The organism is Ulvibacterium marinum, from assembly GCF_003626755.1.
GTDB classification, from domain to species: Bacteria; Bacteroidota; Bacteroidia; order Flavobacteriales; family Flavobacteriaceae; genus Ulvibacterium; species Ulvibacterium marinum.
In genome coordinates this window covers 15,440-38,951 of the sequence record NZ_RBCJ01000007.1, presented here as the reverse complement: position 1 = coordinate 38,951, position 23,512 = coordinate 15,440, and the positions used below count along the sequence as shown (strand labels likewise).

The window sequence follows — 23,512 nt, the reverse complement described above, 5'->3', positions numbered from 1 at the left end:
ACAGAAAAACAATGAAAAAATTCAGAACAATTTTAGGAGCAATGTTAGTAATAGCCTCAATTACAATGGTCTCTTGTAAAGACAATAAAAAAGAGGTACTAACGGAAACGGAAACAAACGCTGAGAACCAAGGAAAAGAATATACTTCGGCTTACGTATGTCCAATGCATTGCGAAGATAGTGGTAGCGATAAAGAAGGTAAATGTGCTACCTGTGGAATGACGTTAGTGAAAAACGAAGACCATACGGCAAATGGCCATACTCACTAGAAAAGTCGAAAGATAATTAGAGTAGGTATTCTGAAAGAGAAGACTAAACCTCTTTGCATTTCTAAACAATCATAAGAAAATGAAGATGTATAATCACAGCTTTTACGTGTTACTTGGAATGGCTCTGTTGAGTTTTTTAACTAATTCTTGTACTGATGAATCTACTAATGTAAAAGTTAGGTATTCGGGAGCTTTGCGAAACGTAATGTCAGGAAATATAGATGCTACAATTTCATTAGATACCCTGTCACAAAAGAAACATTTTTATGCTCTTGGCGCAATAGCGGATTTAAAAGGTGAAATACAAATATTTGACAGTCAACCACATAATAGTGTTGTAATTGATAGTAGTATTAGTATCACCGATTCTTATGCCATCAAAGCTGCTTTACTTGTTTATGCGGAAGTTGAAACATGGAATGGTTTTAATATTGAGAATGTCACAACTAAAGTTGATTTAGAAAAGAGAATTTTTGAAACTGCGAAATCTAATGGTATTAATGTGGAAGAACCTTTTCCTTTCTTGTTAGAAGGCCAAGTTGCTACTTTAGACTGGCACGTGATAAATTGGAAAGAAGGAGATACTGTTCATAATCATAAGAAGCATAAAGAATCTGGTTTGAGTGGAAGCATACAGCAAGCAGATGTTGAAATTATTGGTTTCTATTCCACAAAACACAAGGCAGTATTTACGCATCATACCACTAATATGCATATGCATTTCAAAACTGATGATAATGCAATTGCTGGGCACGTTGACGAACTGATGTTAGACAAGCAATTGATACTAAAACTTCCAAACCAATGAAACACACCTTTCACATAGACGGTATGACCTGCAACGGTTGCCGTAATCACGTAGAGCAAACACTTTCTAAAGTGGAAGGTGTGAATAATGTTTCGGTAGATTTAGAGAAAGCAGAAGCAACTATCGAAATGGAATCTCATATTCCAATTGAGACATTTCAAAAAGCAATGCAAAAAGATGGAAGTTCTTATAGCATACATAAATTAGGAGAACATCATAAAGCAAAAGAAACCAAAGAGGAAAAGCCGAAAGGTAAAGGAACTGGTACTTTCTATTGTCCAATGCATTGCGAAGGCGACAAAACATATGACCAGCCAGGTGATTGTCCAGTTTGTGGAATGGACTTAGTAGAAGAACAAAATTTATCTGCGACGAGTTCAGAACAATGGACTTGTCCAATTCATCCCGAAATTGTTAAGGACGAAGCTGGAGCTTGTCCCATTTGCGGAATGGATTTAGTACCTATGCAGCCAGACCTTTCCTCGGAAGAGAAGACCTATAAAAAGTTACTCAAGAAATTCTGGATAGCAGTAGCTTTTACGCTGCCTATCTTCATAATCGCAATGAGCGAGATGATTCCTAATCATCCATTATACAATATAATGGAACAAAAATCGTGGAATTGGATTCAGTTCGGGTTATCTATTCCCGTAGTTTTCTATGCAACTTGGATGTTCTTTGAACGTGCCTATAAAAGTATAAAAACGTGGAATCTCAATATGTTTACGCTCATAGGCATCGGTGCCGGTGTGGCGTGGTTGTTTAGTGTCTTTGGGATGTTGTTTCCTGATTTCTTTCCTGAACAATTTAAAACTGATTCAGGAGCAGTACATGTCTATTTTGAGGCCGCAACAGTAATACTTACCCTTGTATTAATGGGGCAAGTTTTAGAGGCTAGAGCGCACAGTAAGACTAATTCAGCTGTCAAAGAATTATTAAAGCTCGCACCAAATAAAGCGGTACGTGTGGTTGATGGCAATGAAGAAGAAGTTGCCATAGACCAAATCCAAAAAGGAGATATCCTTCGAGTGAAACCAGGGGAAAAAATCCCTGTGGATGGTGTAATTACAGAAGGTCATACCACCGTAGATGAATCAATGATTTCAGGCGAACCTATTCCGGTAAATAAAGTCGAGAATGATAAAGTAAGCAGCGGAACTATTAACGGTAATCAGTCCTTTTTAATGAAAGCCGAAAAAGTAGGCAGCGACACCTTGCTTTCCCAAATCATTCATATGGTAAACGATGCGAGTCGTAGTCGTGCACCTATTCAAAAGCTAGCAGATACCGTTTCAGGATATTTTGTACCTGTGGTGGTTATCATTTCTCTAGTCACTTTTGCAGTTTGGGCAATTTGGGGTCCAGAACCAGCATATGTATACGCGCTCGTAAATGCGATTGCAGTATTGATTATTGCTTGTCCCTGTGCATTAGGGTTGGCGACACCAATGTCAGTAATGGTAGGTGTCGGTAAAGGGGCGCAGAATGGCGTGCTAATAAAGAACGCCGAGGCTTTAGAGAAAATGGACAAGGTAGATACTTTGATAGTTGATAAGACAGGAACGATAACAGAAGGAAAACCAACTGTTGAAAAAATGGGGTCGTTCAATGATTCATTTTCTGAAAGTGAAATAACTCAATTTATAGCTTCCTTGAACAGTTCTAGCGAACATCCACTTGCCGAAGCTACCGTCAAGTATGGGAAAGAACAAAAAATAGAAATCCGTAAAGTGGATGGTTTTAGTGCCGTTACGGGAAAAGGAGTCGAAGGAAAAGTAGATGGTAAAAAGCTGGACTTAGGAAATGCCAAAATGATGGAGTATGCTAATGCAACTATATCATCAGAAATGGAAGCCGAAGCGCAATCATTTCAAAAACAAGGAAAAACCGTTTCCTATCTGGCAGTAGATGGCCATGTATCTGGCTACGTGGTGATAGGTGATAAAATTAAAGTTACAAGTGCCAAAGCCATTGCAGCACTTCAAAATAAAGGAATTTCAGTAATAATGCTTACTGGCGATAATCACGATACTGCACAAGCCGTTGCCAACGAACTCAACTTAGCAAACTTCAAGGCTGGAATGTTACCAGAAAATAAATTGGAAGAGGTCAAGAAACTACAAGACGAAGGCCATGTCGTGGCAATGGCAGGAGATGGAATCAATGATGCTCCAGCCCTAGCAAAAAGTGACGTAGGTATCGCAATGGGTACGGGAACAGATGTTGCAATTGAGAGTGCAATGATTACCCTAATAAAAGGGGATTTACATGGTATCGTAAAAGCAAGAAATTTAAGTGATAAAGTAATGCGGAATATAAAACAAAATCTATTTTTCGCTTTGATATATAACACACTAGGTATACCCATAGCGGCAGGGGTTTTATTTCCTGTTTTTGGAATTCTCTTATCACCAATGATTGCCGCATTAGCAATGAGTTTTAGTTCAGTTTCAGTAATTGTAAATGCACTCAGACTCAAAACAAAATCAATTAATTAATTAGTTATGAAAAAGAACATCTTATATCTCGGTATCGCAGTAATTATTGGACTACTAGGAGGTTACTTAATATTCGGTAATAGCTCGGATTCAAGCAATCAAAAAATAACGGAAGTCCATGACCATTCTGAGGATTCAACCAATAAAATGTGGACCTGTTCAATGCATCCGCAAATTATGCAGCAAGAACCTGGTGATTGCCCAATTTGTGGTATGGAATTGATTCCTGCAGAAGCAAGTTCAGAAGGTCTATTGGCAAACCAAATCCAGATGACAGAAAATGCAATAGCATTAGCAAATATTGAAACTACCATTGTTGGAAACCTTATGGAAGGTAATGAAGATGGGGTAATTTCATTATCTGGTAAAATAGCTACAAATGAGGAAAACAATGCTATTCAAGCAAGTTATTTTGATGGTCGTTTGGAGAAATTAAATGTAAGTTTTGAAGGGCAAGAAGTAAAAAGAGGGCAATTATTAGCAACAATCTATTCCCCTAATCTTGTAGCGGCTCAACAGGAATTAATTACAGCGACTTCTTTAAAAGAATCTCAACCAGCTTTATATAAAGCTGTTCGTAATAAGTTGAAACTATGGAAGCTTTCTGCAAGTCAAATCGACAATATAGAGTTAACGGGAGAAGTACGTGAAAACTTCCCGTTATACGCAACGGTTTCAGGAACAGTAGCGATGGTAATGGCGGCAGAAGGTGATTATTTAAAACAAGGTCAGCCTATTCTAAAAGTAAGTAACCTTAATTCAGTTTGGGCAGAATTTGATGCTTATGAAAATCAAATTTCACAGTTTAAAAAAGGACTAAAAATAAAGGTTGCCACGAGCGCATATCCTAATAAAGAATTTGATGCAGTCATATCATTTATTGACCCTGTGTTGAATAGTAGTACAAGAACTGCGACGGTGCGTGCAACCCTAAAGAATAACGAAAGTTTATTCAAGCCAGGGATGTTTGTTTCTGGAAAGATAAAAGGCACAGCGCAAGTTCCGGGAGAATCATTGAATATTCCAGCAAGTGCTGTATTATGGACAGGAGAACGCTCATTGGTATATGTAAAACCAAATCCAAATAGGCCTGTTTTTGAAATGCGAGAAGTTACTGTTGGGCTTCGTAGCGGAGATAATTTTACGGTTACTTCAGGATTAGAGAATGGGGAAGAAATTGTGACCAATGGTACATTCACGGTAGACGCAGCAGCCCAATTACAAGGCAAGAAATCAATGATGAACAAGTCTGGTGGGAAAACAATGATGGGTCACGAAGGTCATTTAGGAATGCAAGGAGATTCAGAAAATAAATCCAATGCTATTTCAACAATGAAAATGAAACTACCAATGGCATTTCAAACAGCTTTTCAAGCTGCACTAAGACCCTATTTTAAGATGGAAGACGCCTTTGTGGATAGTGACGCGAGTCAAGTTTCTGCTATAGCAAAAACGGCATTAGCAAAAATGAAAGCAATAGATGTAAGTGATTTGGGTAAGATGGAAAAATCGCATCTATCTAAAAGTGTTGAAATCTTGGGTGCTATCTCAGCAAGTACGGATTTAAAAAACCAAAGAGCTCAATTGGTTGTTTTAAATGAAAATATTGTGGCCCTTGCAATGAACATCAAATCGCCAACAGAAACATTGTATGTTCAAAAATGTCCTATGGCCAATAGCAACAAAGGTGCAATTTGGTTAAGCATAGATGAAGAAATAAAAAATCCATATTACGGAGATGCAATGTTGACTTGTGGCAGTATAATTGATTCTACTCAATAGTTAAATCTAATTCAGGAATCAGATTAGCTGCTTCCTTCATTTTTTCATCGATTATCTTAGTGTAGATTTCTGTTGTTCGTATTTCCCTATGTCCTAAACGTTTCGACACGGTATAAATATCCGCACCGTTTTCTAGCAGTAGTACCGCATTGGTATGTCTTGCACTATGAAAAGTTATATGCTTTGTAATTCCAGCTTTCATACACCATCTTAAAATCTCGGTGTTATAAACAGCACCATATTTCAAGCCCCTAAAAACTCTATCACTTTCGTTGGCTCGTTTTCCTAGCAGTTTTCTTGATTGCTCTGAAACATAGAGGTATTCGAGTCCGTCTGTTTTCTTCTGTCTAAATATAATTCTAGTCCCCGTATCTTCATCGCGAACCTCTGACCATCTTAATTTGTCAATATCGCTCCATCTTAAACCCGTAAGACAACTGAAAATAAAAGCATTCTTTAAAATTGGATACTTACACTCTGCTTGTATCAATGCCTGTAATTCAGAATAGGTAAGATATTCTCTAGTAGATTCGCCCTGCTCAAAACCTTTAACTGACCGCAGTACATTTTCTTCCAAATAGTTTTCGGTATATGCTTCTCGTAAGGCTGCTTTAAATTTATTGAAATAGGTGTATTTGGAATTTTGGGATAGGGGAGTACCACTCTTGGTTTTGGCTTTGGTGTTCAAATATCGCTTAAACCCTTTGACAAAATCGGTGTCAATATCCTTTAGCTGTTTATGGGCAGGACAATATTTTTCGATATGTTTTAGAGCTGCATCCCAATTGCCATAATTCGCTTTGGTTTCAAAGCGGTCTTCTTTAAGCTGCTCATAGTACTCTAAAAAGGTTAATTCTCCTTTCTTATCGTTCTTGATTTTGTATTTCCCTTGGATATATTCAGCCTTTCTTATTGCTAATATATTTTCGGCCAATTGGAGCGTTTCTTTGTTCTTTCTTTTTTCCTCTGCATTTTTCGGATTGTCAAAAACATACTGTTTTAAGTATTCGAATTTTCGCAGATGTTTTTTAACCCCATTTTTATCTATGCGATAACCATTGTAGAATTCAAGAAATAAACTCGACTTATCGTTTTTTAATTTTTTCTGCTTTAGATTGATTTTCATAATTATTGCTTTCGAGGTGTAATTTTTACACCTTTTGGGTAAAAAAAATAAATGAGGTGTAAAAATGGTGTAATAAATGTATGAAAATAGGAGATTAAGAGAAAGAGAAAAGAAAAATACTTTTCAACAACTTATTGATTTACAGTCATATGAAACCAAATAGAACCATATGAGACCAAATGAAATACTTATTTATTTCCCGATGCAAAAATTGGCAAAAATATTCCCCAATAAATCGTCTGAAGAAATCTCACCGGTAATCTCACCAAAGTGATATAAGGCTTGGCGGATATCAATAGCCAATAGATCTCCCGAAATTCCATTTTCCATGCCCCATTGTACTTTCTCTACTTCTTCCAAGGCCTTTAAGAGGGCATTGTAATGACGGGAGTTGGTCACTAGGGTCTCATTGTTCCGCAGTGCCCCGGTATTTACAAATTCAAGCAGTTTGGATTTTAACGCTTCAACACCAGTGCCTTTTTTGGCGGATAGCAAGAGTGCATCCTCGATTTCATTTTTGATCTGGGAAACACCTTCCGCATCCAGAAGATCCATTTTATTGGCCACAACAACCAAAGGCGTCTGGGGGTATTTGCTCTTTAATTTTTCAATCTCCAACTTAAAGCTTGTACCCTGTCCGCTGAATTTCACCGATTCGATGAGATACAGGATTACCTGGGCTGTATCTATCTTTTCAAAAGTTCGCTGAATCCCCATACCTTCCACCACATCTTGGGTCTGCCGTATCCCCGCAGTATCGATAAAGCGAAAACCGATTCCACCAATACTGATTTCGTCCTCAACAGTATCCCGGGTAGTTCCGGGAATCTCCGATACCAGTGCCCTATCTTCGTTTAGTAGTGCATTCAAGAGGGTAGATTTACCCACATTCGGTTCACCTACAATGGCTACAGGGATGCCATTTTTGATGACATTGCCCACCGCGAACGAATCGATCAAACGTTTTAAAACGAGCTGAATCCTACTCAACAATGCCTTAAACTGATCCCTATCGGCAAATTCTATATCTTCTTCGGAAAAGTCCAATTCAAGTTCGATAAGTGAAGCAAAATTCAATAACTCTTCCCTTAATCTTTTGATTTCATCGCTAAAACCACCGCGCATCTGCTGAATAGCAACTTGATGGCTGGCCTCATTCTCGGAAGAGATGAGATCGGCCACGGCTTCTGCCTGACTTAGATCCATTTTACCGTTCAAAAAAGCCCATAGTGTAAATTCTCCTGCTTGGGCCATTCGGCATCCCTTTCTAATAAACAACTGAATGATTTCCTGTTGAATATATGGTGAGCCATGACAGGAAATCTCGATTACATCTTCCCCGGTATAGGAATGCGGGCCCTTGAACAGGGATACCAAAACTTCATCCAATACCCTTTTACCGTCCACAATATGCCCCAAATGAATCGTATGACTCTTTTGCTTTGCCAGATTTTTTCCGGAAACAGAGCGAAAGTGTTTTGCGGATAACGCAATGGACTCCTTTCCAGAAATACGGATAACCGCAATGGCACCAGCACCGGAAGGTGTGGCCAAAGCTATTATGGTGTCATCGGATAGCATCGGTTTAATTTCTTGCAAAAATAGTCAAAATGGAGGCAGGGGATAGGCAAATCCAGAAGATTAGGGATTTGTCCAGGCTTTAGGTGCTATGGCGTGTGGATTTTGTAACAAAAATGAGTTTTTCGCGTCACATAAGTACATCAATCAAAAAAATCTAAAAAATGGAAATCGTAAATCAGAAAGCGGCCTTACGGAGTGATAACTCCTTATTGGCCATCACACATTTATCACAATTACTCACTTATGTCACCGGTTTTGGGGGACTGATCGTACCACTCTTCATTTGGTTGACCTCAAAGGACAAGGTCATTGGAATGGATGAACATGGAAAAGCCATCATCAATTTTCAATTAAGTATAATTCTTTTGATAATCCTAAGTATTCCGGCTATCCTATTATTTGGATTGGGAATTCTATCACTCATCTTTGTTGGAATAGTAAGCTTTGTACTCCCTATAGTGAACGCAGTTAGGGCCAGTAATGGGGAATCCCCGAGCTATTTTATGACCTTTCGGTTTTTTTCGTGATCTTATATGAAATGAAATAAAAAAGGTGCCTTTGGAATTCCAAAGGCACCTTTTTGGATTTGGTAAGAACTAGCTATTTAGCATTACCGGCATTACCAACATGGTAATGTTTTCCCCTTCGTCCAAGCCGTCTACCGGGGTCAGGATTCCAGCACGGTTGGGCAGGCTCATTTCAAGGGAAACGTCATCCGCACCGAGACTGTTCAACATTTCGGTCAAAAAACGGGAATTGAATCCTATTTGCATATCATCACCCTGGTAGGAACAGGTAAGGCGTTCTTCGGCCTTATTACTGTAATCAATATCTTCTGCGGATATATTCAATTCAGCCCCCGCGATTTTCAATCGTATCTGATGGGTAGTCTTATTGGAAAATATGGAAACCCTGCGGACGGAACTCAAAAATTGATTTCTGGAAATGGTCAATTTATTCGGGTTTTCCTTAGGTATTACGGCCTCGTAATTTGGATACTTTCCATCGATCAGCCTACATATTAGTTCTGTATCTTCAAAACTGAATTTGGCATTACTGTCATTGTATTCTATGGTTACCTCGGACTCGCTTCCTGCCAAAATTCCCTTCAAGAGATTTAATGGCTTTTTGGGCATAATGAATTCCGCTACTTGGGATGCGGATACATCGGAACGCTGGTACTTTACCAGTTTATGGGCATCCGTGGCCACAAAAGTGAGGTTCTCCGATGAAAACTGAAAAAAAACGCCGCTCATTACGGGTCGTAAATCATCGTTTCCGGCAGCAAATATGGTCTTGGAAATTGCGGTGGCCAAGATATCGCCCATGATGACCGTGGAGCTTGGATTTGCCAGTTCTACCGCCTTGGGAAACTCGGCACCATCTGCATAGGCCAAGGCATACTTACCATGATTGGAACTTATCTCAACAGTATTGTTATCTTCTACAACAAAAGTCAAGGGCTGCTCCGGAAAGGTCTTTAGCGTCTCCAGTAACAATCGTGCCGGGACGGCTATAGTACCCTCATTTTCTGAATCTACTTTCAATACAGAACTCATCGTGGTTTCCAAGTCGGAAGCGGAGACTGTTAATTCATTTTGCTTTAGATCAAAAAGAAAATTATCCAAGATGGGCAGGGTATTGCTGTTATTGATTACTCCGCCCAACACCTGTAGGTGTTTTAACAGATAAGTGCTGGATACTATAAATTTCATTCGCTGTTCTTTTTACTTTTAGACCATGGACTTAACGATATGTCAGGGGAATTGTCCCCAACCTTATTTGAATGGGGCGACTATCGGCCAATGGTAATCAAACAAAGATATTTTAAATGAATTTTTTACCGAAACAAACTTATCAACAGTTAGGAGGCGTATTTTCGTTTCCTCCAGTAGTTGAAAACAAAGCCGAAAATCAGCGTCAGCAGTATGGGAACACCTATATTTATTAGCTGCCATTTCATTTTTTCCTCTGCTATTTTTTGAGTGCTTAAAAAAGGAATCGCCACTTTTTTGTTGCGGATGTTTATAAGTCCGGTATCGTCCAACAGGTAATTGAAGGCGTTCACCAAAAATTCCTTGTTGCCATAAAAATTATTGGTCCATTTATCATAACCCAATTCAAGTGGTCTTCCATTTTGCAGTTGGTTTTTTATAACATCACCATCGGCGATGACTAGCATTTTATTTTCATTTCCTTGCTCCAAAGTCCCCTCAAGTTGTACCGGTTTTATACGATTGGCAAAGGCGGATTTAAACTCCCCTTCGATCAGTACGGCCAATGCCTTGTTTCCATTGGTATACAAATCCTTGTCCGGAGGGGCGTTCAAAATGTCCAGGCGAATCTGTTTGGGTGTGCCCTCTACTTTGGAAAGGGGCGAACTACTATAAAGTATAGTTTTGGTATTGGAGTTGGACAACGTATCCATGGCATTTGCAAATTGAAATCGTAAGGCTTCCAAATTAGTAGTGATAGGATGGCCATTTTGGGAAAACACCATAGGATTATAGTACCATGGAACCGGTTCGTATTGGGAATTATTACCTTCTCCACTGGCTAAGACAATCTGTGTAAAATATAGGTCATTGACCAGGACAGGGTTGATACGGACACCATAATTAAAAAAGAAGTCGTTGAGGTTTAAATCTCTGGGTAGGGCCATAGCAGTGCCTTTTTCATTGAAAAGACTATCCAACTCCATGGCCACCTGATCAATCAACCAAACCGATTTCCCACCATTTACAATAAACTGATCCAGGATGAATTTTTCTTCATCGGAAAAAGCCTCAGTAGGTTTGGCGATTAGTGCCAGGTCATATTTGCTAAGGTCATCCAGCGTTTTTTGCGGATTAGGGGCAACCGAATCCAGTGTAATGGCCCCAAGATTATAGTAGTCGCGGATAGTGGATAGGAAATCTGCGATAAAGATATCCTCCAGTTCACCATTTCCTTTAATAACGGCAATGCGTTTCTTCTCCTTTAGCGAAATCTTGGTAAAGGCATCCGCAAAGGCATATTCCAAATGCTGCACCGAATTGTTAATACGATCTTCGGCGGTGGCGCCTAACTTATTTTTTAGAAGGGGTACTTTTACCGTGGCATTTCTATAATTCACCATGGCCCAGGGAAAAACGATGTCCTGGGAAACGGATGCGTTGTCCCCTGTGGTAACCCGAGTGGGGGTAAGTCCAAGGGATTGAAGGTCGGTTATAACACCATCAATTTGCTCTTCCCCCTCCAAGGGATTTATAAAATTAAATTTTAGATTGGAGTTTACTTCCGCAAATTCCTCCAATATGGATTTTGTTTCAGTCTTTAACCTTAAAAACTCGGGTGTAAGATTTCCTTCCAAAAGAATATCGACAATAATAGGGCTTTCAACATTAGATACGGCGTTAATCGAAGGCTCGGTCAGGGTGTATCTCCTGTCCTCTGTAAGGTCAAAACGAGTATAGAAAAAGCTGGAAAGGATGTTCAAGACCAGCAATAGGACAACCCCTTTTAGAATGGATGCAGCGTTCTTTTTCATCACCGTTTTCCGTGCTTAAGTTGAACTACGACCAATAGTAAAAAGAATCCCGAGACGCTTATAAAGTAAATGAAATCCCTACTATCCAAGACTCCCCTGGCCACACCTTCAAAATGGGATTTCATGCCCAATTCCCTAATAAATAGCCCCAATTTACCGTTCGAAAATACAGTAGCAAGAGCTTCGAAACCATAATACATAAAAAAGCATAATACGGTCGAAAGAATAAAGGCAATTATCTGGTTTTCGGTCAAGACCGAAGTAAACAAGCCAATGGCATTGTATGCCGCCGCCAAAAACAAAAGGCCAACATATGATCCATAGACCAATCCCATATCCAGATTTCCGATGGTGACACCTAGTTGCGAAATTGTATACACGTAGAGGAAGGTGGGAAGTAAAATGGCCAATACCAAAACAAAGGTTCCAAGAAATTTCCCCATAACCAGTTGCCAATGGGTTATCGGTTTAATGAGTTGCAGTTCCAATGTCCCCAATTTCTTTTCTTCCGAGAAACTTCGCATGGTCAGGGCCGGAATTAAGAACAAGAATATCCAAGGTGCCAAAAGAAAAAAGTTTCCTAAATCCGCAAAACCGTAGTCAAAAATATTGAAAGGGCCTTTGAATACCCATAGGAAAAGACCATTAAGTAAAAAGAACAGTCCAATTACCAAATAACCTATAGAAGAGGTAAAGAAAGATTGTATTTCTCTTTTAAAAATCGCCAACATATATCTAGTTTACCATATTCTTTTTGGAGATACTCCAAGCTTCCGGCTTTGCATCAAAAAGTATCTTGGTCTTGCTCCAGGTTTCCTTAAAAAGATCGGATTGTCTATAGTCGTCCAAATACTTGGTATCTTCCCAGTGACTGTAAGTGAAAAAAATGGCGGGATCGTTGATGTCCTGATAGAGTTCCAATAATGAACAACCTTTAAAATCCTGTATTTTTTGTTGGGTTTCGGCAAAAATCCGCTCAAAACTAGCAATATTTTCTTTTTTGAAAGTCAATTTTACAATACGTACCAACATTTAGAGAAAATTAATGATTACGGTATCCCTATAGTCCAATCCCAATAGGGTAGAGGCTCCGCCTACCGTGCTTAGATTACTTTTGTAAATGGCCAGCTCAATATAGCCCGAAGAATTAAATATGGCCAGCAAGTCCCCTGCGCCTTTGCGCCTGTTTTTGTCAAGATCAAAATTTATGATGTCGCTATAGTTATCATGAATTTCCTTTAGTTTTGTTGTTCTTGCCTGTATTTCAAAATCCCTTCCTTTTCTATAGCCCAAAAAAAACTTTTTGTGGATGTTCGTAACTACATTCCCATAATTATCAATATAAATCACGCTACCCGTAATCTTTTTGCCATTCTCATTTGTTCTTGGCGAGAAATCCCTTAACTCCTTGAGTTGGTCAAATGGTTTGCCCACTACCTCCAAAGTTCCCCCTCTCGCAATATGACAAGCCACTTGGACCAAAATATCCCGGGTGGGGAAAGGACCGGAAGTTACATTGGGCAAATGTATTTCTACCGCTTTTTCGGGCTTCAACTCAGAGGTGATAAGACCGATTACCCCGGTATTGGCGGTTATAAAATAATGCCCGTCCACCAAGACCGCTATATGTTGATTTTCTTGGGTAGGTTCTGCGTCCACTCCAACAATGTGTATGCTCCCTTCTGGAAAATTCTTATAAGAGTTCTCCAGGATATAGGCACACTCATGGATATTGAAAGGGCTTATCTGGTGCGAAATATCAACAATTTTGGCATCGGGAAGCTCCTTGTAGATGGCACCCTTTAATGTGCCGGAAAAATGGTCTTTTAATCCAAAATCTGTAGTAAGGGTAATGATTGCCATGCAGCAATGTTGATATGTTTTTGGTTATGCAAACTGAAATTTTACTTAAGTTTGTTGAACAAAATTAAACAAAAAAACAGCCTGGCGAAATTATAATTTTCCTACCCTTAATTCTTTAAATACCAATAATTTTTGAACGAACTTATCTTAGAACTTACCGAAATAAGCCCCAGAGAGTTTTTTGGACGGCAAAATGAGAATATAGACATATTAAAAAAGTATTTCCCACAGTTAAAAATTGTAGCTAGGGGCAATAAGATCAAGGTATACGGGGACGAAGAGCGACTCGAGGAGTTTGATCGGCGTTTTGATATGCTCGCAACACATTTTGCGAAATATAACAAATTGGACGAGAATGTAATCGAAAGGGTGCTCACAAGTACGACCGAAGAAGATTATAAGTCCTCGGATAAAAGCGGCGACGTACTGGTGCACGGTGTAAGCGGAAGACTTATCAAGGCGCAGACTGCAAATCAGCGTAGACTGGTAGATGCAGTAAATGTAAACGATATGGTCTTTGCCATTGGCCCGGCCGGAACGGGAAAAACATATACCGGGGTAGCATTGGCCGTAAAGGCATTAAAAGAAAAGCAGGTAAAGCGCATTATATTAACGAGGCCTGCAGTCGAGGCCGGTGAAAATCTGGGCTTTTTGCCGGGGGACCTCAAGGAAAAGTTGGATCCCTATATGCAGCCCTTATATGACGCACTACGAGATATGATTCCCTCGGAAAAATTGGCCCATTATATAGAAAACGGTACCATACAGATTGCTCCCATGGCGTTTATGCGGGGCCGTACCCTGGATCATGCATTCGTAATTCTTGATGAGGCCCAGAATACTACACATGCCCAGATGAAAATGTTCCTGACCCGAATGGGGAAAAGTGCCAAGTTTTTGATTACAGGCGATCCAGGACAGATAGATTTGCCTCGAAGAGTGATTTCCGGCCTAAAGGAGGCTCTTCTTATTCTTAAAAATGTGAATGGGATAGAAATGATCTATCTGGACGATAAGGATGTTATCCGACATAAATTGGTCAAGAAAGTAATTGATGCCTATAAGAACATAGAACATCAAAATTAATAGGAATATGGGCAACACGATTACGACGACCAATTTCAATTTTCCAGGCCAACAAAGTATCTATAAGGGGAAGGTCCGAGAGGTGTATGCACTGGAAGGTGATGTATTGATTATGGTAGCCACAGATCGACTTTCCGCCTTTGATGTGGTGATGCCTAAAGGGATTCCCTATAAAGGCCAAATCTTGAATCAGATAGCGACCAAAATGATGGAAGCTACCCAAGACATTGTTCCGAATTGGTTGTTGGCCACTCCAGATCCAAATGTGGCCATAGGCCATGCCTGTGAACCTTTTAAGGTAGAAATGGTTATTCGAGGCTACCTTTCCGGACATGCGGCTAGGGAATACAAAAAAGGAAAGCGAGTCCTTTGTGGAGTGCCTATGCCCGAGGGCATGAAAGAAAATGACAAATTTCCGGAACCTATAATCACTCCGGCTACCAAGGCCGAAAAGGGGGATCATGACGAGGATATTTCCCGTGAAGACATCCTGAAACGGGGAATTGTTGGTGAAGAAGATTATTTGGTTCTTGAAAAATATACCATGGCATTATTCCAACGGGGTACTGAAATTGCTGCCGGAAGAGGACTTTTATTGGTAGATACCAAATATGAATTTGGAAAGACCAAGGAAGGCAAAATAGTTCTGATCGATGAGATTCACACTCCGGACTCTTCGCGCTACTTTTATGCTGACAGATATCAAGAACGGCAGGATAGGGGAGAGCCCCAAAAACAATTGTCCAAGGAATTTGTCCGCCAATGGCTGATACAGAATGGTTTTCAGGGGTTGGAAGGACAGGCCGTGCCCGAAATGACGGATGAATACATTCAAACGGTGTCCGAGCGATATATAGAATTATACGAAAATATTACAGGGGAGACTTTTATCAAAGCCGATATTGGGAATATTCAGGAACGGATCGAAAGGAACGTCTTGGAATATCTTGACAATTCCTGATTTATTTTAATAACCATTTTAAGGTCACCTCTCTTTTCTCCCGCAATTTCGCCAATATTTTAAGGAAGGCTATTGCAGTGATATAGGCATCGCCCAAAGCTGTATGGCGATCCTTTTTTGAGATATTGAATTTATCGGCGAGTTCGTCCAAGGTATAGTTTTCCTGTTGCTGTAATAGATTGGACCGTAAACGTGTTTTTTTATATAAGGTAGAGGTGTCCAGATATTGGTTTTTTAAATCGGGCAGATCTAACCGGTCTAAGGCGGCATTGATCATATGTATGTCGAATAGGGCATGATGCGCTATTATAACGGCATTTCCCAAAAATGTCAAAAAGCTCTGTAATGCCTCTTCTTCTGGAATGGTATCATTCCTTCCCTCTTTGCGGATGCCATGTATTTTAACGGTTTTTTCGGAATGAATCTCTTGTTCCAGATAGGCCGAAAAACTATCGGCGACGCTAATTTTAGTATTCTGTAGCGTCAAGGCTCCAATGGAAAGGATACGGTCTTTCGCGTAATCAAAACCCGTAGTTTCCGTATCCAATACCACAAAGCGGACTTCCTGCAGATTTTCAGTTGGTTTTTTTTGGAACAAAGCTTCGTATTCCTTCCAGAACAAAGGCAAATCGCTTCTTCTTTTTTTATTAAAAAGCCCCATTACCCTAATAAATGGGTTACCTTAAAGCGAACGGAAAGCAATTCCTGAACTTCCTTTATGGTCTTAAAGGTTCGTTTCAACTTTATCTTTTCTTCTTTGTTCAATTTTTCCAAGGCAATATACCTACCGGAGTCATGATGCAATAGCCCTTGTTTTGTCCTAAACTTCAAAAGTGCCTTGGTCGCATAGGAACAGGCCAAATAAAACTCCTTGTTCTTAGGTTCCAATTCCGCTAATTTTTCATAGCGTTCCCAGGTATTACTTATCGCTTTAACGGAATGTGACAAAATGAGTACTCGTGCTGCATCGATAAGGGGCATCAATGCTCTTCGTTTTAGGTCGAAGAAATCTTTGTGCGCTCCATCCTGTTCCACCAAAAATTGACGGAAGAATCCAGTCGGACTTGGGTTTTGAAGCGCACCGCTAGCCAGATGCAGAAAGAAAATAGGATATTTTTCCATGGATTGGAAAATATGCTTGGATAGCGCATTTACTATTTCCTTATCCCCATAGGAAACATTGTAATCAAAAAATATGGAGGACATGAGCACCTCATCCGGCCCTGGATTGATAATCCAGTGGGACACTTTATCTTTCCATTCCTGCAGGCTAATGCACCATTTTGGGTTGGACGCCATCATCTCGGCGGGGCAGTAGTCGAAGCCAATTACCTTAAGTCCATGAGTAATATGTTTGGCTAGGGTCAAGAAGTATTTGGTGACTTTGGGCAACTGATTTTCCGCCACATCTTCAAAGAGCAGGGCATTGTCCTGATCGGTGTGCAACAGTTGTTCGCTACGCCCTTGGCTACCAATGGACAACCATGCAAATTTGACTGGTGGCGGTTTCCTCATTTTTTTTAATGAGATGGCGATAATCTGTTTTATACAGGTGTCATTGAGTTCGGATATTATTTTGGCCGTTAGCCCCATGGGAATATTTTGATCTAAATATCCCTGTAAAAGATGTTGAATACTTTTTCGTAGAGGCTTTATCTGTTTGTATTTTTTTGCGCGTTTGATCGCCTTCACCAAGACAGCAGGATTGTCCCCCAAGGACACCATAACATCATGCTTGGAAAGAATACCTACGGCTTTGGTATAGGGTGTACCATCACGGGTAAGCACCAAGTGACTTATATTGCTTTTCATCATGGCCATTTGGGCTTGGGTCACGGTCATTTTTCTGGGATAGGTAATCAAGGGCCGGGACATTATTTTTGAGGCGGGGGTGTTTATAGGAAAGTGGCCTGTAACAATCTTATTTCTCAAATCCTTGTCCGTAATAATACCGATAGGTAGCTCATCTTCTATTACTAATATGGATCCGATCCTATGCTTCGTCATGGTTTCAGCTAATTGTTTCATGCTGGTATTGGGGGTACAACTCACCAATTTTTTGGAATAATTTACGGGTTGTAGGTCCAATAATTTTACCTCGGGGTTTATGCTTTGGGCACTTTCGTTACCGTAAAGTTTTCCCCTATGTACTTTGGAGTAGGGGTTACGGGTATTGGACGCAAAGCTTTCGATAAGAAAATTACCCACTTCTTCATTTTCTTTAGCAAAAGGCTTAAATAATGATATGGGAATGCCATATAGGATACTTTCCTCATGGGCCCGTGCCTCCAATTTGTAGTTTTCATGGGCCATTAAAGGCCGAAGTCCAAAAATGTCCCCCTCATCGCAAATGTCCACAATTTCGTTATTAGCAGTTTTTCGAAGGGTAATGGCCCCTTCATGGACAATGTAAAAAAAATCATGGGGTGTTTCGTCCTCCGAAAAGACCAAACCACCTTTTTCATAATAGACAATGGATACCTGCTGGGATAGCCCATCCAATTGCAATTTTTCCAATGCATTGAAAGGAGGGAAGTTTTGGAGAAAATCCGCCACCCTTTCAGAGATGGTATTTTTCATACCGCTATTTTAGAGCTAAAGTTACTTCATGATTCGGAAAGAAAGGAAAAAAGAGGGTGAATTATAATCTTTAGGTGGGTGATGAAAGTATCGGCTACCTAAGGGTATTTCCCGTACCATTTTTAGTTAATGGAATTTGCATTTCATCGAAAAGAGATAAAATCGTTTTTGAACATAGATTAAAAACTATATATTTGAAAACAAATCTTACAAAATATGTGAATTAAATAGTTCAAAACAAACACCAAACCCAAATTTAACCTACTTGATATGAAAGCTTCCCCCGCTGGACGTGCCCTTGGCTGTCTTGTTACATTCCCATTTGTGTTTTCGAGTTTTCCCTTGCCGAATACCTCGAATCTATTCACTATCAGTTCTACTACCCATAAGAGGAGTTTTCATAGAGAAAGCCATTCCATTATGCTTTCTGTTTTTTTGGCGGATGGTCCTCCTGGTGGACCTTCTTCACAGACTAAATGCGAATACCAAGGAAACGGGAAAAACGGTCTCGTTCCTCTTGATCGTTGCAAATCGGATTTACATCTTGCTGCGCTGAAAAAAGAAAAATTCAAAAGGTTTGGTAGCGCATGGACACAATCTTCGCAGTTAAAAAACAATGAAAGAGACCTAAACTATAATAAACTATAAAATAAGATGAGAAAAATTGTATTTGCACTTTTGATATTTCCAGCCTTGGCATGGTGCCAGACCAATCTTTTGGATACCTCTAGCTGGAGTGTAGGTAATGGAAATGTAACCGACTTTTTTAAATTTGGAACGGATGCCGAGAATGTACGTGAAGTAGGAACAAATCCTTATGGGGATGCTGAAGTTCTATGGAAGGCCGCTCCGGATTCGGGCAATGACGCAGATGGCGGTTGGGATACAAGTTATAACACCATAGATCCGTCCAAAGACTATAGGTTTACCACTTGGATTAAAAAAACCAATTCTACTGATGGATCTACACTTTTTGGTTTCCATGCCTTTACATTAAGTGAAACTGCATCCAGTAGAAATTTGGATGGAACTTCAATTACCAGTCCTTATTTCTTTTGGGGGGATTTGCCCCAATTGGACCAATGGTATCTTTTGGTAGGATATGTTTATGGACACGGCCATACTGATCTTACCAATCAAGGGGGAATCTTTGATATTAATGGCGTAAAGGTCGCCAATCTAACGGATTTCAAAATGTCTACAACGACCCATTGGCTCGTCCATAGAAACTATTTGTATCAAGATACGAACACTTCGGACAGCCAGTTTTTCTCTAGGCCCACCCTTTATGAAATCAATGGTTCTGAACCTACTATAGCAGAATTGATTGATCCCAATAGCGGTTCGGGTGGTTCGACGGTTTGGACCACCTCAGGGAACGATATCGATTATACGGCCGGCAATGTGGGTATAGGGACTACGGCTCAGGCCAATTATCGCCTGGCGGTAGACGGGACGGTCCATACCAGGGAGGTCAAAGTAGACCTTGTCGGCTGGGCAGACTATGTCTTTGCTGAAGGTTATGACCTGCCCACCTTGAAAGAAGTAGAAGAACACATCAACGAAAAGGGCCATTTGATCAATATTCCTTCGGCAGCCGAGGTAGAGGTCAATGGTATTGAACTTGGGGAGATGAACAAACTGCTCCTAGAGAAGATAGAGGAACAGATGCTATACATCCTTCAACTGGAAAAAAGGATTTTGAAACTGGAAGAACGACCCAAAACCCAATAGGTAGATTACAACAACCCAAATCAAATATACTATAAACGATTTATCATGAAAAGTATTCCCTTATTCGCAGCCCTGATGCTATGCGCATTATGGTCCAACGCACAGGTAGACCTTAAACAGGTGGTTCCCCCCAATCCCAATGTGGCATCCCTATTTAAATCGGTGATTACCCCGGTTACGGAATATAGCGGTCTACCCAACGTATCCATTCCCTTATATACGGTAAATGAGGGCGGTATTTCCGTTCCTCTTTCCCTAAGCTACGCCACTGGCGGTATCCAGGTCTCCGAGGAGTCCGGTATCGTAGGTCTGGGCTGGGCCTTAAATGCCGGTGGAGCCATAACTCGTAGCGTAAATGGCATGGATGATTTTGAACCTCTTTTTGGGTATTTGAACCATGCCAAGGTTCATCCTGATCTTCCTCCGGAACGCGACCCGATAACCAATGCCTGGAACCCGGATACCCATGCCTTTGTGGATGCCTTGAATCCTGCAAATTCGATGGAAGAAATATGTCGTTTTATCGTGAATCAACAAACCTCGCAAGAAGCAACATATAACATACCCCCGGCACCCGGCTCCGGTACGGACGACTTTGATTTTATGCCCGATATGTTCCACTTCAATTTTAATGGCTACTCCGGTTCATTTGTGTTCAACAAACAGGGAGATGTCGTATTGTTGAACAAGAAGGGTCTGGATGTTTTCACCACACTCGATATGGGTTTGGTAAACTTTAACATAATAACCGAAGATGGTACTCTTTACGAATTCACAGAAAGGGCAACAACCTCATTTCTCGCAGGGCCGAGTCCTAAGACGTATATCTCCACGTGGTTTTTAAAAAAAATTACGGATATCTATGGGAACACCGCCGAATTTAGTTATGACACTACCGAAAAAACAAAACCTTTCCCTTCTTTTACCCAGAGCTATTTGGCAACCACTGGTGGTACTACAAATCCTACGAAAAATTACGAGAGCTATTCCGGTCCCATCACGGAAACGGATAACTTTTATCTTGATTCCATTACCGCAAAGAAGGCGGACGGACAAAGCACACAAACTACTGCTTTAAATTACTCATCGCTTATTGACCGGAAGGATCTCAATGGAAGATATTTGGAATCTATAATAACTACCAATGCAGTAGGCGATACCGTGAATAAGCACAATTTTAATTACAGCTATTTTGGTTCCGAAAAGACCTACCAGTATCAGAACATATCGCTACAAAATGGTGATTTTGGCCAAAGGATAGGAGCTTTGAACGGTGATTATCCAGATCTGAATCTCCGTCTAAAACTGGATTCGGTCATTGAAAATGATATTAGCCAACACTCTTTCGAGTACTTCCAACCTAATTTCATCCCCAATAAAACAACCATGGGTCAGGATTACTGGGGTTTTTACAATGGTTCTTTCAATTCGGACATTTTTATCCCGTACATCTATAGTCATCTTACCCAATATTCTACTTTTGTACAGGACAAAAAGGCCAACAGGCTACCTTCCGAGGAACACACCAAAACATTCAGTTTAAAAAAGATAACCTATCCGACCAAAGGATCTACTGAATTTGATTATGAACTGAATACCTATGCTGATACCGGTAATTTTAATGAAGCCCCGACCCCAACAATACCCGTAAGTCAACGGGCGGCCGTAGTTTCAACTCCAGAGTCTACTGACGATACCGTGCGGATAACCATTAAACCCAATCAATTTGGGGTCTTAAAACTAACCTACAATGTAACGGTAACCGGATGGAATGCCTCTGGGGCCTATAGTAATAGCAAGCCACCTGCTCCAGACTTTCAAAACGACTTTTATGTGGAGATTAAAAAGCTGGACGGTACTTTGATCAGACCACGTTTTCATATATCCACTGGGAATACGGAATGGGACAACCTAACTGTTGAGCAAAACTCCGGCTACGGAGCCGTAATCAACTATTCCGATACTGAGGAATGGTATTATGATGTCAATGCCGGTAATTTTCAATTGACCGATCAAGAATATGTAATCGAAGCTCATTTTAATAGTAGCAATGGCCTCTATTACGGTATGGCAGATATTCATGCACAATGGGAGGACATAGAAATAAGCGTTGATAAGCAGTACTCCATCGGTGGTGGATTACGGGTAAAATCTATAACCGATTTTGACAGCAGCGGTACAGAGGAAATCAAACGGATGTACAATTACCACTATACGACCCTTGAAAACAATCTGGAAGTGGAGCGGTCCTATGGAAAGATCAAGACCTTACCCAATTTTGCCATTGATGAGACAGCGGTACGGGGTTACAGTTCTGTCGATCCCAACGGTTTTTTTTACGGAACCACCGGTTTTCAGCCTCGGGTTCTAGGTACGGCAAGCTCCCATAATGCCTTTTCAAAGGATGCAGGAGGCTATGTAGGATACGATAAAGTAGAGATAACGACAATCGGTGCCGGTGGCAACAATGGTAAGACCATTAAAACCTTTCACAACCAGCAGGATCATTTTAGATCGGTGACACAACCGGCATACGAGGATAGTTATCATAAGTTTCCGCCCATACGGGTACCCCATAACGGGCTTTTAATTTCGGAAAAGAATTATAAGAGGGTAGGAGGTACTTATAGCTTGGTCAGTGAAATGGCAAATACCTATGAAATCAATGGGATTACTAGTGGTCAGTTCAATCTTTTTCGTTTGTACGAGAACCAAGATCGGGTAATCAGTGCCAGTAAGGAACTACCCATTTCGGATATCACCCAGGATGGTCTGGTTTACCGTTATTGCGATGCCATGAAGTTTCAACTCTATCCGCACTATTCCAATCTGATCCAACAGACGGGAACCAAGGAGACCATTTATAACAGTGAGGGTATCGATTCCCTGGTGACCCTTCAGGAATTCAAGTATGAAAATCCCCTGCATCTACAGCGTACGGAAAGTAAACTGATCAACAGTAAAGGCGAGGAGGTCATCACCAAGACCTTTTATCCGGATGACGTGACTACCCTAAGCTCTTTGGGCAGTCCTGACCTATCAGCTCCTGAAAAGGCGTTGATTGATCGCTTAAAAAGAGACAGTCTTTTGCACCGGATTGCCGAACCCGTACAGACCGAGACCACCATCAATGGGGAAAGAACGGTACAACGGACGATCTACAAGGACTGGGATACCGCTCCGGGTCCCAATTCCTATAAGGTATGGCCCGAGTTGGTACAGACCTTAAAGGGAAATTACCACCTTACGAACAACCCCATGGAGACGCGGCTCAATTACTTGAGTTATGACGATTTGGGAAATCCCCTGGAAGTCTCCAAACAGGACGGTACCACCATTACCTACATCTGGGGCTATGATGGGAAATACCCCGTGGCCAAGATAGAACATGCCACTCATACCCAGGCATTGGCGACCACGGTGAATTTCAATGTCATTGATAATCCCGCCACCACGGATATCGCCATGCGGACCGAGCTGCAAAAACTACGGTCCGAACTACCACAGGCCATGGTAACCACCTATACCTATAACCCTCTTGTGGGTGTAACCAGCGTTACCGACCCCAGGGGCTATACCATGACCTATACCTATGATACGGCCAACCGCCTTGTTGAGGTGCGCGATGCCGATGGCCATCTGGTGACGGACTATGAGTACCATTACAAAGGCCAGAGCAACTAAGACCAAATCGA

At 40.8% G+C, this 23,512-nt stretch carries 19 protein-coding genes; 10 read left to right on the top strand and 9 right to left on the bottom strand.

All coding sequences use genetic code 11. From position 1 onward, the window contains the following. Positions 1-11: 11 nt before the first annotated feature. The 4 genes from D7Z94_RS25090 (at position 12) to D7Z94_RS25075 (ending at position 5,357) form a co-directional block, all read left to right on the top strand. A complete protein-coding gene (locus D7Z94_RS25090; protein WP_120714421.1) occupies positions 12-269 on the top strand; it encodes a heavy metal-binding domain-containing protein in 258 nt (85 codons plus the stop codon). Between the two features lie 79 nt (positions 270-348). Beyond that, complete coding sequence (locus tag D7Z94_RS25085; protein WP_120714420.1) at positions 349-1,077, top strand: acetolactate decarboxylase; 729 nt, start codon at positions 349-351, stop codon at positions 1,075-1,077. Then, positions 1,074-3,575 carry a heavy metal translocating P-type ATPase gene (locus tag D7Z94_RS25080; RefSeq protein WP_120714419.1) on the top strand — a complete coding sequence of 834 codons (2,502 nt, stop codon included), beginning with the start codon at positions 1,074-1,076 and terminating at the stop codon, positions 3,573-3,575. Before D7Z94_RS25085 ends, D7Z94_RS25080 begins: the two co-directional genes overlap by 4 nt. A gap of 6 nt (positions 3,576-3,581) precedes the next feature. Next, on the top strand, positions 3,582-5,357 hold the full coding sequence (locus D7Z94_RS25075) for an efflux RND transporter periplasmic adaptor subunit (protein WP_120714418.1): 1,776 nt from the start codon (positions 3,582-3,584) through the stop codon (positions 5,355-5,357). On the opposite strand, the gene D7Z94_RS25070 is transcribed toward D7Z94_RS25075, so the two are convergent. Both D7Z94_RS25070 and mnmE read right to left on the bottom strand, forming a co-directional pair. Then, on the bottom strand, positions 5,347-6,483 hold the full coding sequence (locus tag D7Z94_RS25070) for a tyrosine-type recombinase/integrase (RefSeq protein ID WP_120714417.1): 1,137 nt from the start codon (positions 6,481-6,483) through the stop codon (positions 5,347-5,349). The genes D7Z94_RS25075 and D7Z94_RS25070 overlap by 11 nt on opposite strands. 192 nt (positions 6,484-6,675) lie before the next feature. Continuing rightward, positions 6,676-8,064, bottom strand: coding sequence for a tRNA uridine-5-carboxymethylaminomethyl(34) synthesis GTPase MnmE (gene mnmE / locus D7Z94_RS25065; protein WP_120714416.1), 1,389 nt, complete (start codon positions 8,062-8,064; stop codon positions 6,676-6,678). A 161-nt stretch (positions 8,065-8,225) separates the two neighbouring features. On the opposite strand from mnmE, the gene D7Z94_RS25060 reads away from it, so the two are divergent. Beyond that, on the top strand, positions 8,226-8,591 hold the full coding sequence (locus D7Z94_RS25060; protein ID WP_120714415.1) for a DUF4870 domain-containing protein: 366 nt from the start codon (positions 8,226-8,228) through the stop codon (positions 8,589-8,591). Between the two features lie 69 nt (positions 8,592-8,660). Here D7Z94_RS25060 and dnaN read toward each other — a convergent pair whose 3' ends face one another. From dnaN to D7Z94_RS25035, 5 genes are all read right to left on the bottom strand, one after another. Beyond that, a complete protein-coding gene (gene dnaN / locus D7Z94_RS25055; protein ID WP_120714414.1) occupies positions 8,661-9,779 on the bottom strand; it encodes a DNA polymerase III subunit beta in 1,119 nt (372 codons plus the stop codon). Positions 9,780-9,928: 149 nt separating this feature from the next. After that, positions 9,929-11,593, bottom strand: a complete 1,665-nt coding sequence (gene gldG / locus D7Z94_RS25050) for a gliding motility-associated ABC transporter substrate-binding protein GldG (protein ID WP_120714413.1) — start codon at positions 11,591-11,593, stop codon at positions 9,929-9,931. Then, complete coding sequence (gene gldF / locus D7Z94_RS25045; RefSeq protein ID WP_120714412.1) at positions 11,593-12,324, bottom strand: gliding motility-associated ABC transporter permease subunit GldF; 732 nt, start codon at positions 12,322-12,324, stop codon at positions 11,593-11,595. The genes gldG and gldF overlap by 1 nt, the downstream gene beginning before the upstream one ends. 4 nt (positions 12,325-12,328) lie before the next feature. Further along, a complete protein-coding gene (locus tag D7Z94_RS25040; protein ID WP_120714411.1) occupies positions 12,329-12,625 on the bottom strand; it encodes a putative quinol monooxygenase in 297 nt (98 codons plus the stop codon). After that, a complete protein-coding gene (locus D7Z94_RS25035; protein ID WP_120714410.1) occupies positions 12,626-13,456 on the bottom strand; it encodes an SAM hydrolase/SAM-dependent halogenase family protein in 831 nt (276 codons plus the stop codon). 132 nt (positions 13,457-13,588) lie between these two features. Here D7Z94_RS25035 and D7Z94_RS25030 point away from each other — a divergent pair, with 132 nt between their 5' ends. Both D7Z94_RS25030 and D7Z94_RS25025 read left to right on the top strand, forming a co-directional pair. Continuing rightward, positions 13,589-14,542, top strand: a complete 954-nt coding sequence (locus D7Z94_RS25030; protein ID WP_120714409.1) for a PhoH family protein — start codon at positions 13,589-13,591, stop codon at positions 14,540-14,542. A 7-nt stretch (positions 14,543-14,549) separates the two neighbouring features. Beyond that, positions 14,550-15,503, top strand: a complete 954-nt coding sequence (locus D7Z94_RS25025; RefSeq protein ID WP_120714408.1) for a phosphoribosylaminoimidazolesuccinocarboxamide synthase — start codon at positions 14,550-14,552, stop codon at positions 15,501-15,503. Position 15,504: 1 nt separating this feature from the next. Here the strand turns inward: D7Z94_RS25025 and D7Z94_RS25020 are convergent, their stop codons facing one another. Both D7Z94_RS25020 and D7Z94_RS25015 read right to left on the bottom strand, forming a co-directional pair. Beyond that, positions 15,505-16,164, bottom strand: a complete 660-nt coding sequence (locus tag D7Z94_RS25020; RefSeq protein WP_120714407.1) for a 3'-5' exonuclease — start codon at positions 16,162-16,164, stop codon at positions 15,505-15,507. Continuing rightward, the gene (locus tag D7Z94_RS25015; RefSeq protein WP_120714406.1) at positions 16,164-18,083 is read right to left on the bottom strand and encodes a DUF294 nucleotidyltransferase-like domain-containing protein; all 1,920 of its coding nucleotides are present in this window, start codon (positions 18,081-18,083) and stop codon (positions 16,164-16,166) included. The genes D7Z94_RS25020 and D7Z94_RS25015 overlap by 1 nt, the downstream gene beginning before the upstream one ends. A gap of 270 nt (positions 18,084-18,353) precedes the next feature. Between D7Z94_RS25015 and D7Z94_RS25010 the strand changes: the two genes are divergently transcribed. Genes D7Z94_RS25010 through D7Z94_RS25000 form a run of 3 tightly spaced genes read left to right on the top strand, consistent with a single transcriptional unit; the run spans position 18,354 to position 23,501 of the window. Further along, complete coding sequence (locus tag D7Z94_RS25010; RefSeq protein ID WP_120714405.1) at positions 18,354-18,731, top strand: hypothetical protein; 378 nt, start codon at positions 18,354-18,356, stop codon at positions 18,729-18,731. Positions 18,732-18,737: 6 nt separating this feature from the next. After that, positions 18,738-19,817, top strand: coding sequence for a hypothetical protein (locus tag D7Z94_RS25005; RefSeq protein ID WP_120714404.1), 1,080 nt, complete (start codon positions 18,738-18,740; stop codon positions 19,815-19,817). 45 nt (positions 19,818-19,862) lie between these two features. Next, on the top strand, positions 19,863-23,501 hold the full coding sequence (locus tag D7Z94_RS25000; protein ID WP_120714403.1) for an RHS repeat protein: 3,639 nt from the start codon (positions 19,863-19,865) through the stop codon (positions 23,499-23,501). Positions 23,502-23,512 lie beyond the last annotated feature (11 nt).

Coding starts and splice junctions, on each gene's coding strand:
- D7Z94_RS25090 (WP_120714421.1), top strand. CDS start 12: ATGAAAAAATTCAGAACAATTTTAGGAGCAATGTTAGTAATAGCCTCA.
- D7Z94_RS25085 (WP_120714420.1), top strand. CDS start 349: ATGAAGATGTATAATCACAGCTTTTACGTGTTACTTGGAATGGCTCTG.
- D7Z94_RS25080 (WP_120714419.1), top strand. CDS start 1,074: ATGAAACACACCTTTCACATAGACGGTATGACCTGCAACGGTTGCCGT.
- D7Z94_RS25075 (WP_120714418.1), top strand. CDS start 3,582: ATGAAAAAGAACATCTTATATCTCGGTATCGCAGTAATTATTGGACTA.
- D7Z94_RS25070 (WP_120714417.1), bottom strand. CDS start 6,483: ATGAAAATCAATCTAAAGCAGAAAAAATTAAAAAACGATAAGTCGAGT.
- mnmE (WP_120714416.1), bottom strand. CDS start 8,064: ATGCTATCCGATGACACCATAATAGCTTTGGCCACACCTTCCGGTGCT.
- D7Z94_RS25060 (WP_120714415.1), top strand. CDS start 8,226: ATGGAAATCGTAAATCAGAAAGCGGCCTTACGGAGTGATAACTCCTTA.
- dnaN (WP_120714414.1), bottom strand. CDS start 9,779: ATGAAATTTATAGTATCCAGCACTTATCTGTTAAAACACCTACAGGTG.
- gldG (WP_120714413.1), bottom strand. CDS start 11,593: ATGAAAAAGAACGCTGCATCCATTCTAAAAGGGGTTGTCCTATTGCTG.
- gldF (WP_120714412.1), bottom strand. CDS start 12,324: ATGTTGGCGATTTTTAAAAGAGAAATACAATCTTTCTTTACCTCTTCT.
- D7Z94_RS25040 (WP_120714411.1), bottom strand. CDS start 12,625: ATGTTGGTACGTATTGTAAAATTGACTTTCAAAAAAGAAAATATTGCT.
- D7Z94_RS25035 (WP_120714410.1), bottom strand. CDS start 13,456: ATGGCAATCATTACCCTTACTACAGATTTTGGATTAAAAGACCATTTT.
- D7Z94_RS25025 (WP_120714408.1), top strand. CDS start 14,550: ATGGGCAACACGATTACGACGACCAATTTCAATTTTCCAGGCCAACAA.
- D7Z94_RS25020 (WP_120714407.1), bottom strand. CDS start 16,164: ATGGGGCTTTTTAATAAAAAAAGAAGAAGCGATTTGCCTTTGTTCTGG.
- D7Z94_RS25015 (WP_120714406.1), bottom strand. CDS start 18,083: ATGAAAAATACCATCTCTGAAAGGGTGGCGGATTTTCTCCAAAACTTC.
- D7Z94_RS25010 (WP_120714405.1), top strand. CDS start 18,354: ATGAAAGCTTCCCCCGCTGGACGTGCCCTTGGCTGTCTTGTTACATTC.
- D7Z94_RS25005 (WP_120714404.1), top strand. CDS start 18,738: ATGAGAAAAATTGTATTTGCACTTTTGATATTTCCAGCCTTGGCATGG.
- D7Z94_RS25000 (WP_120714403.1), top strand. CDS start 19,863: ATGAAAAGTATTCCCTTATTCGCAGCCCTGATGCTATGCGCATTATGG.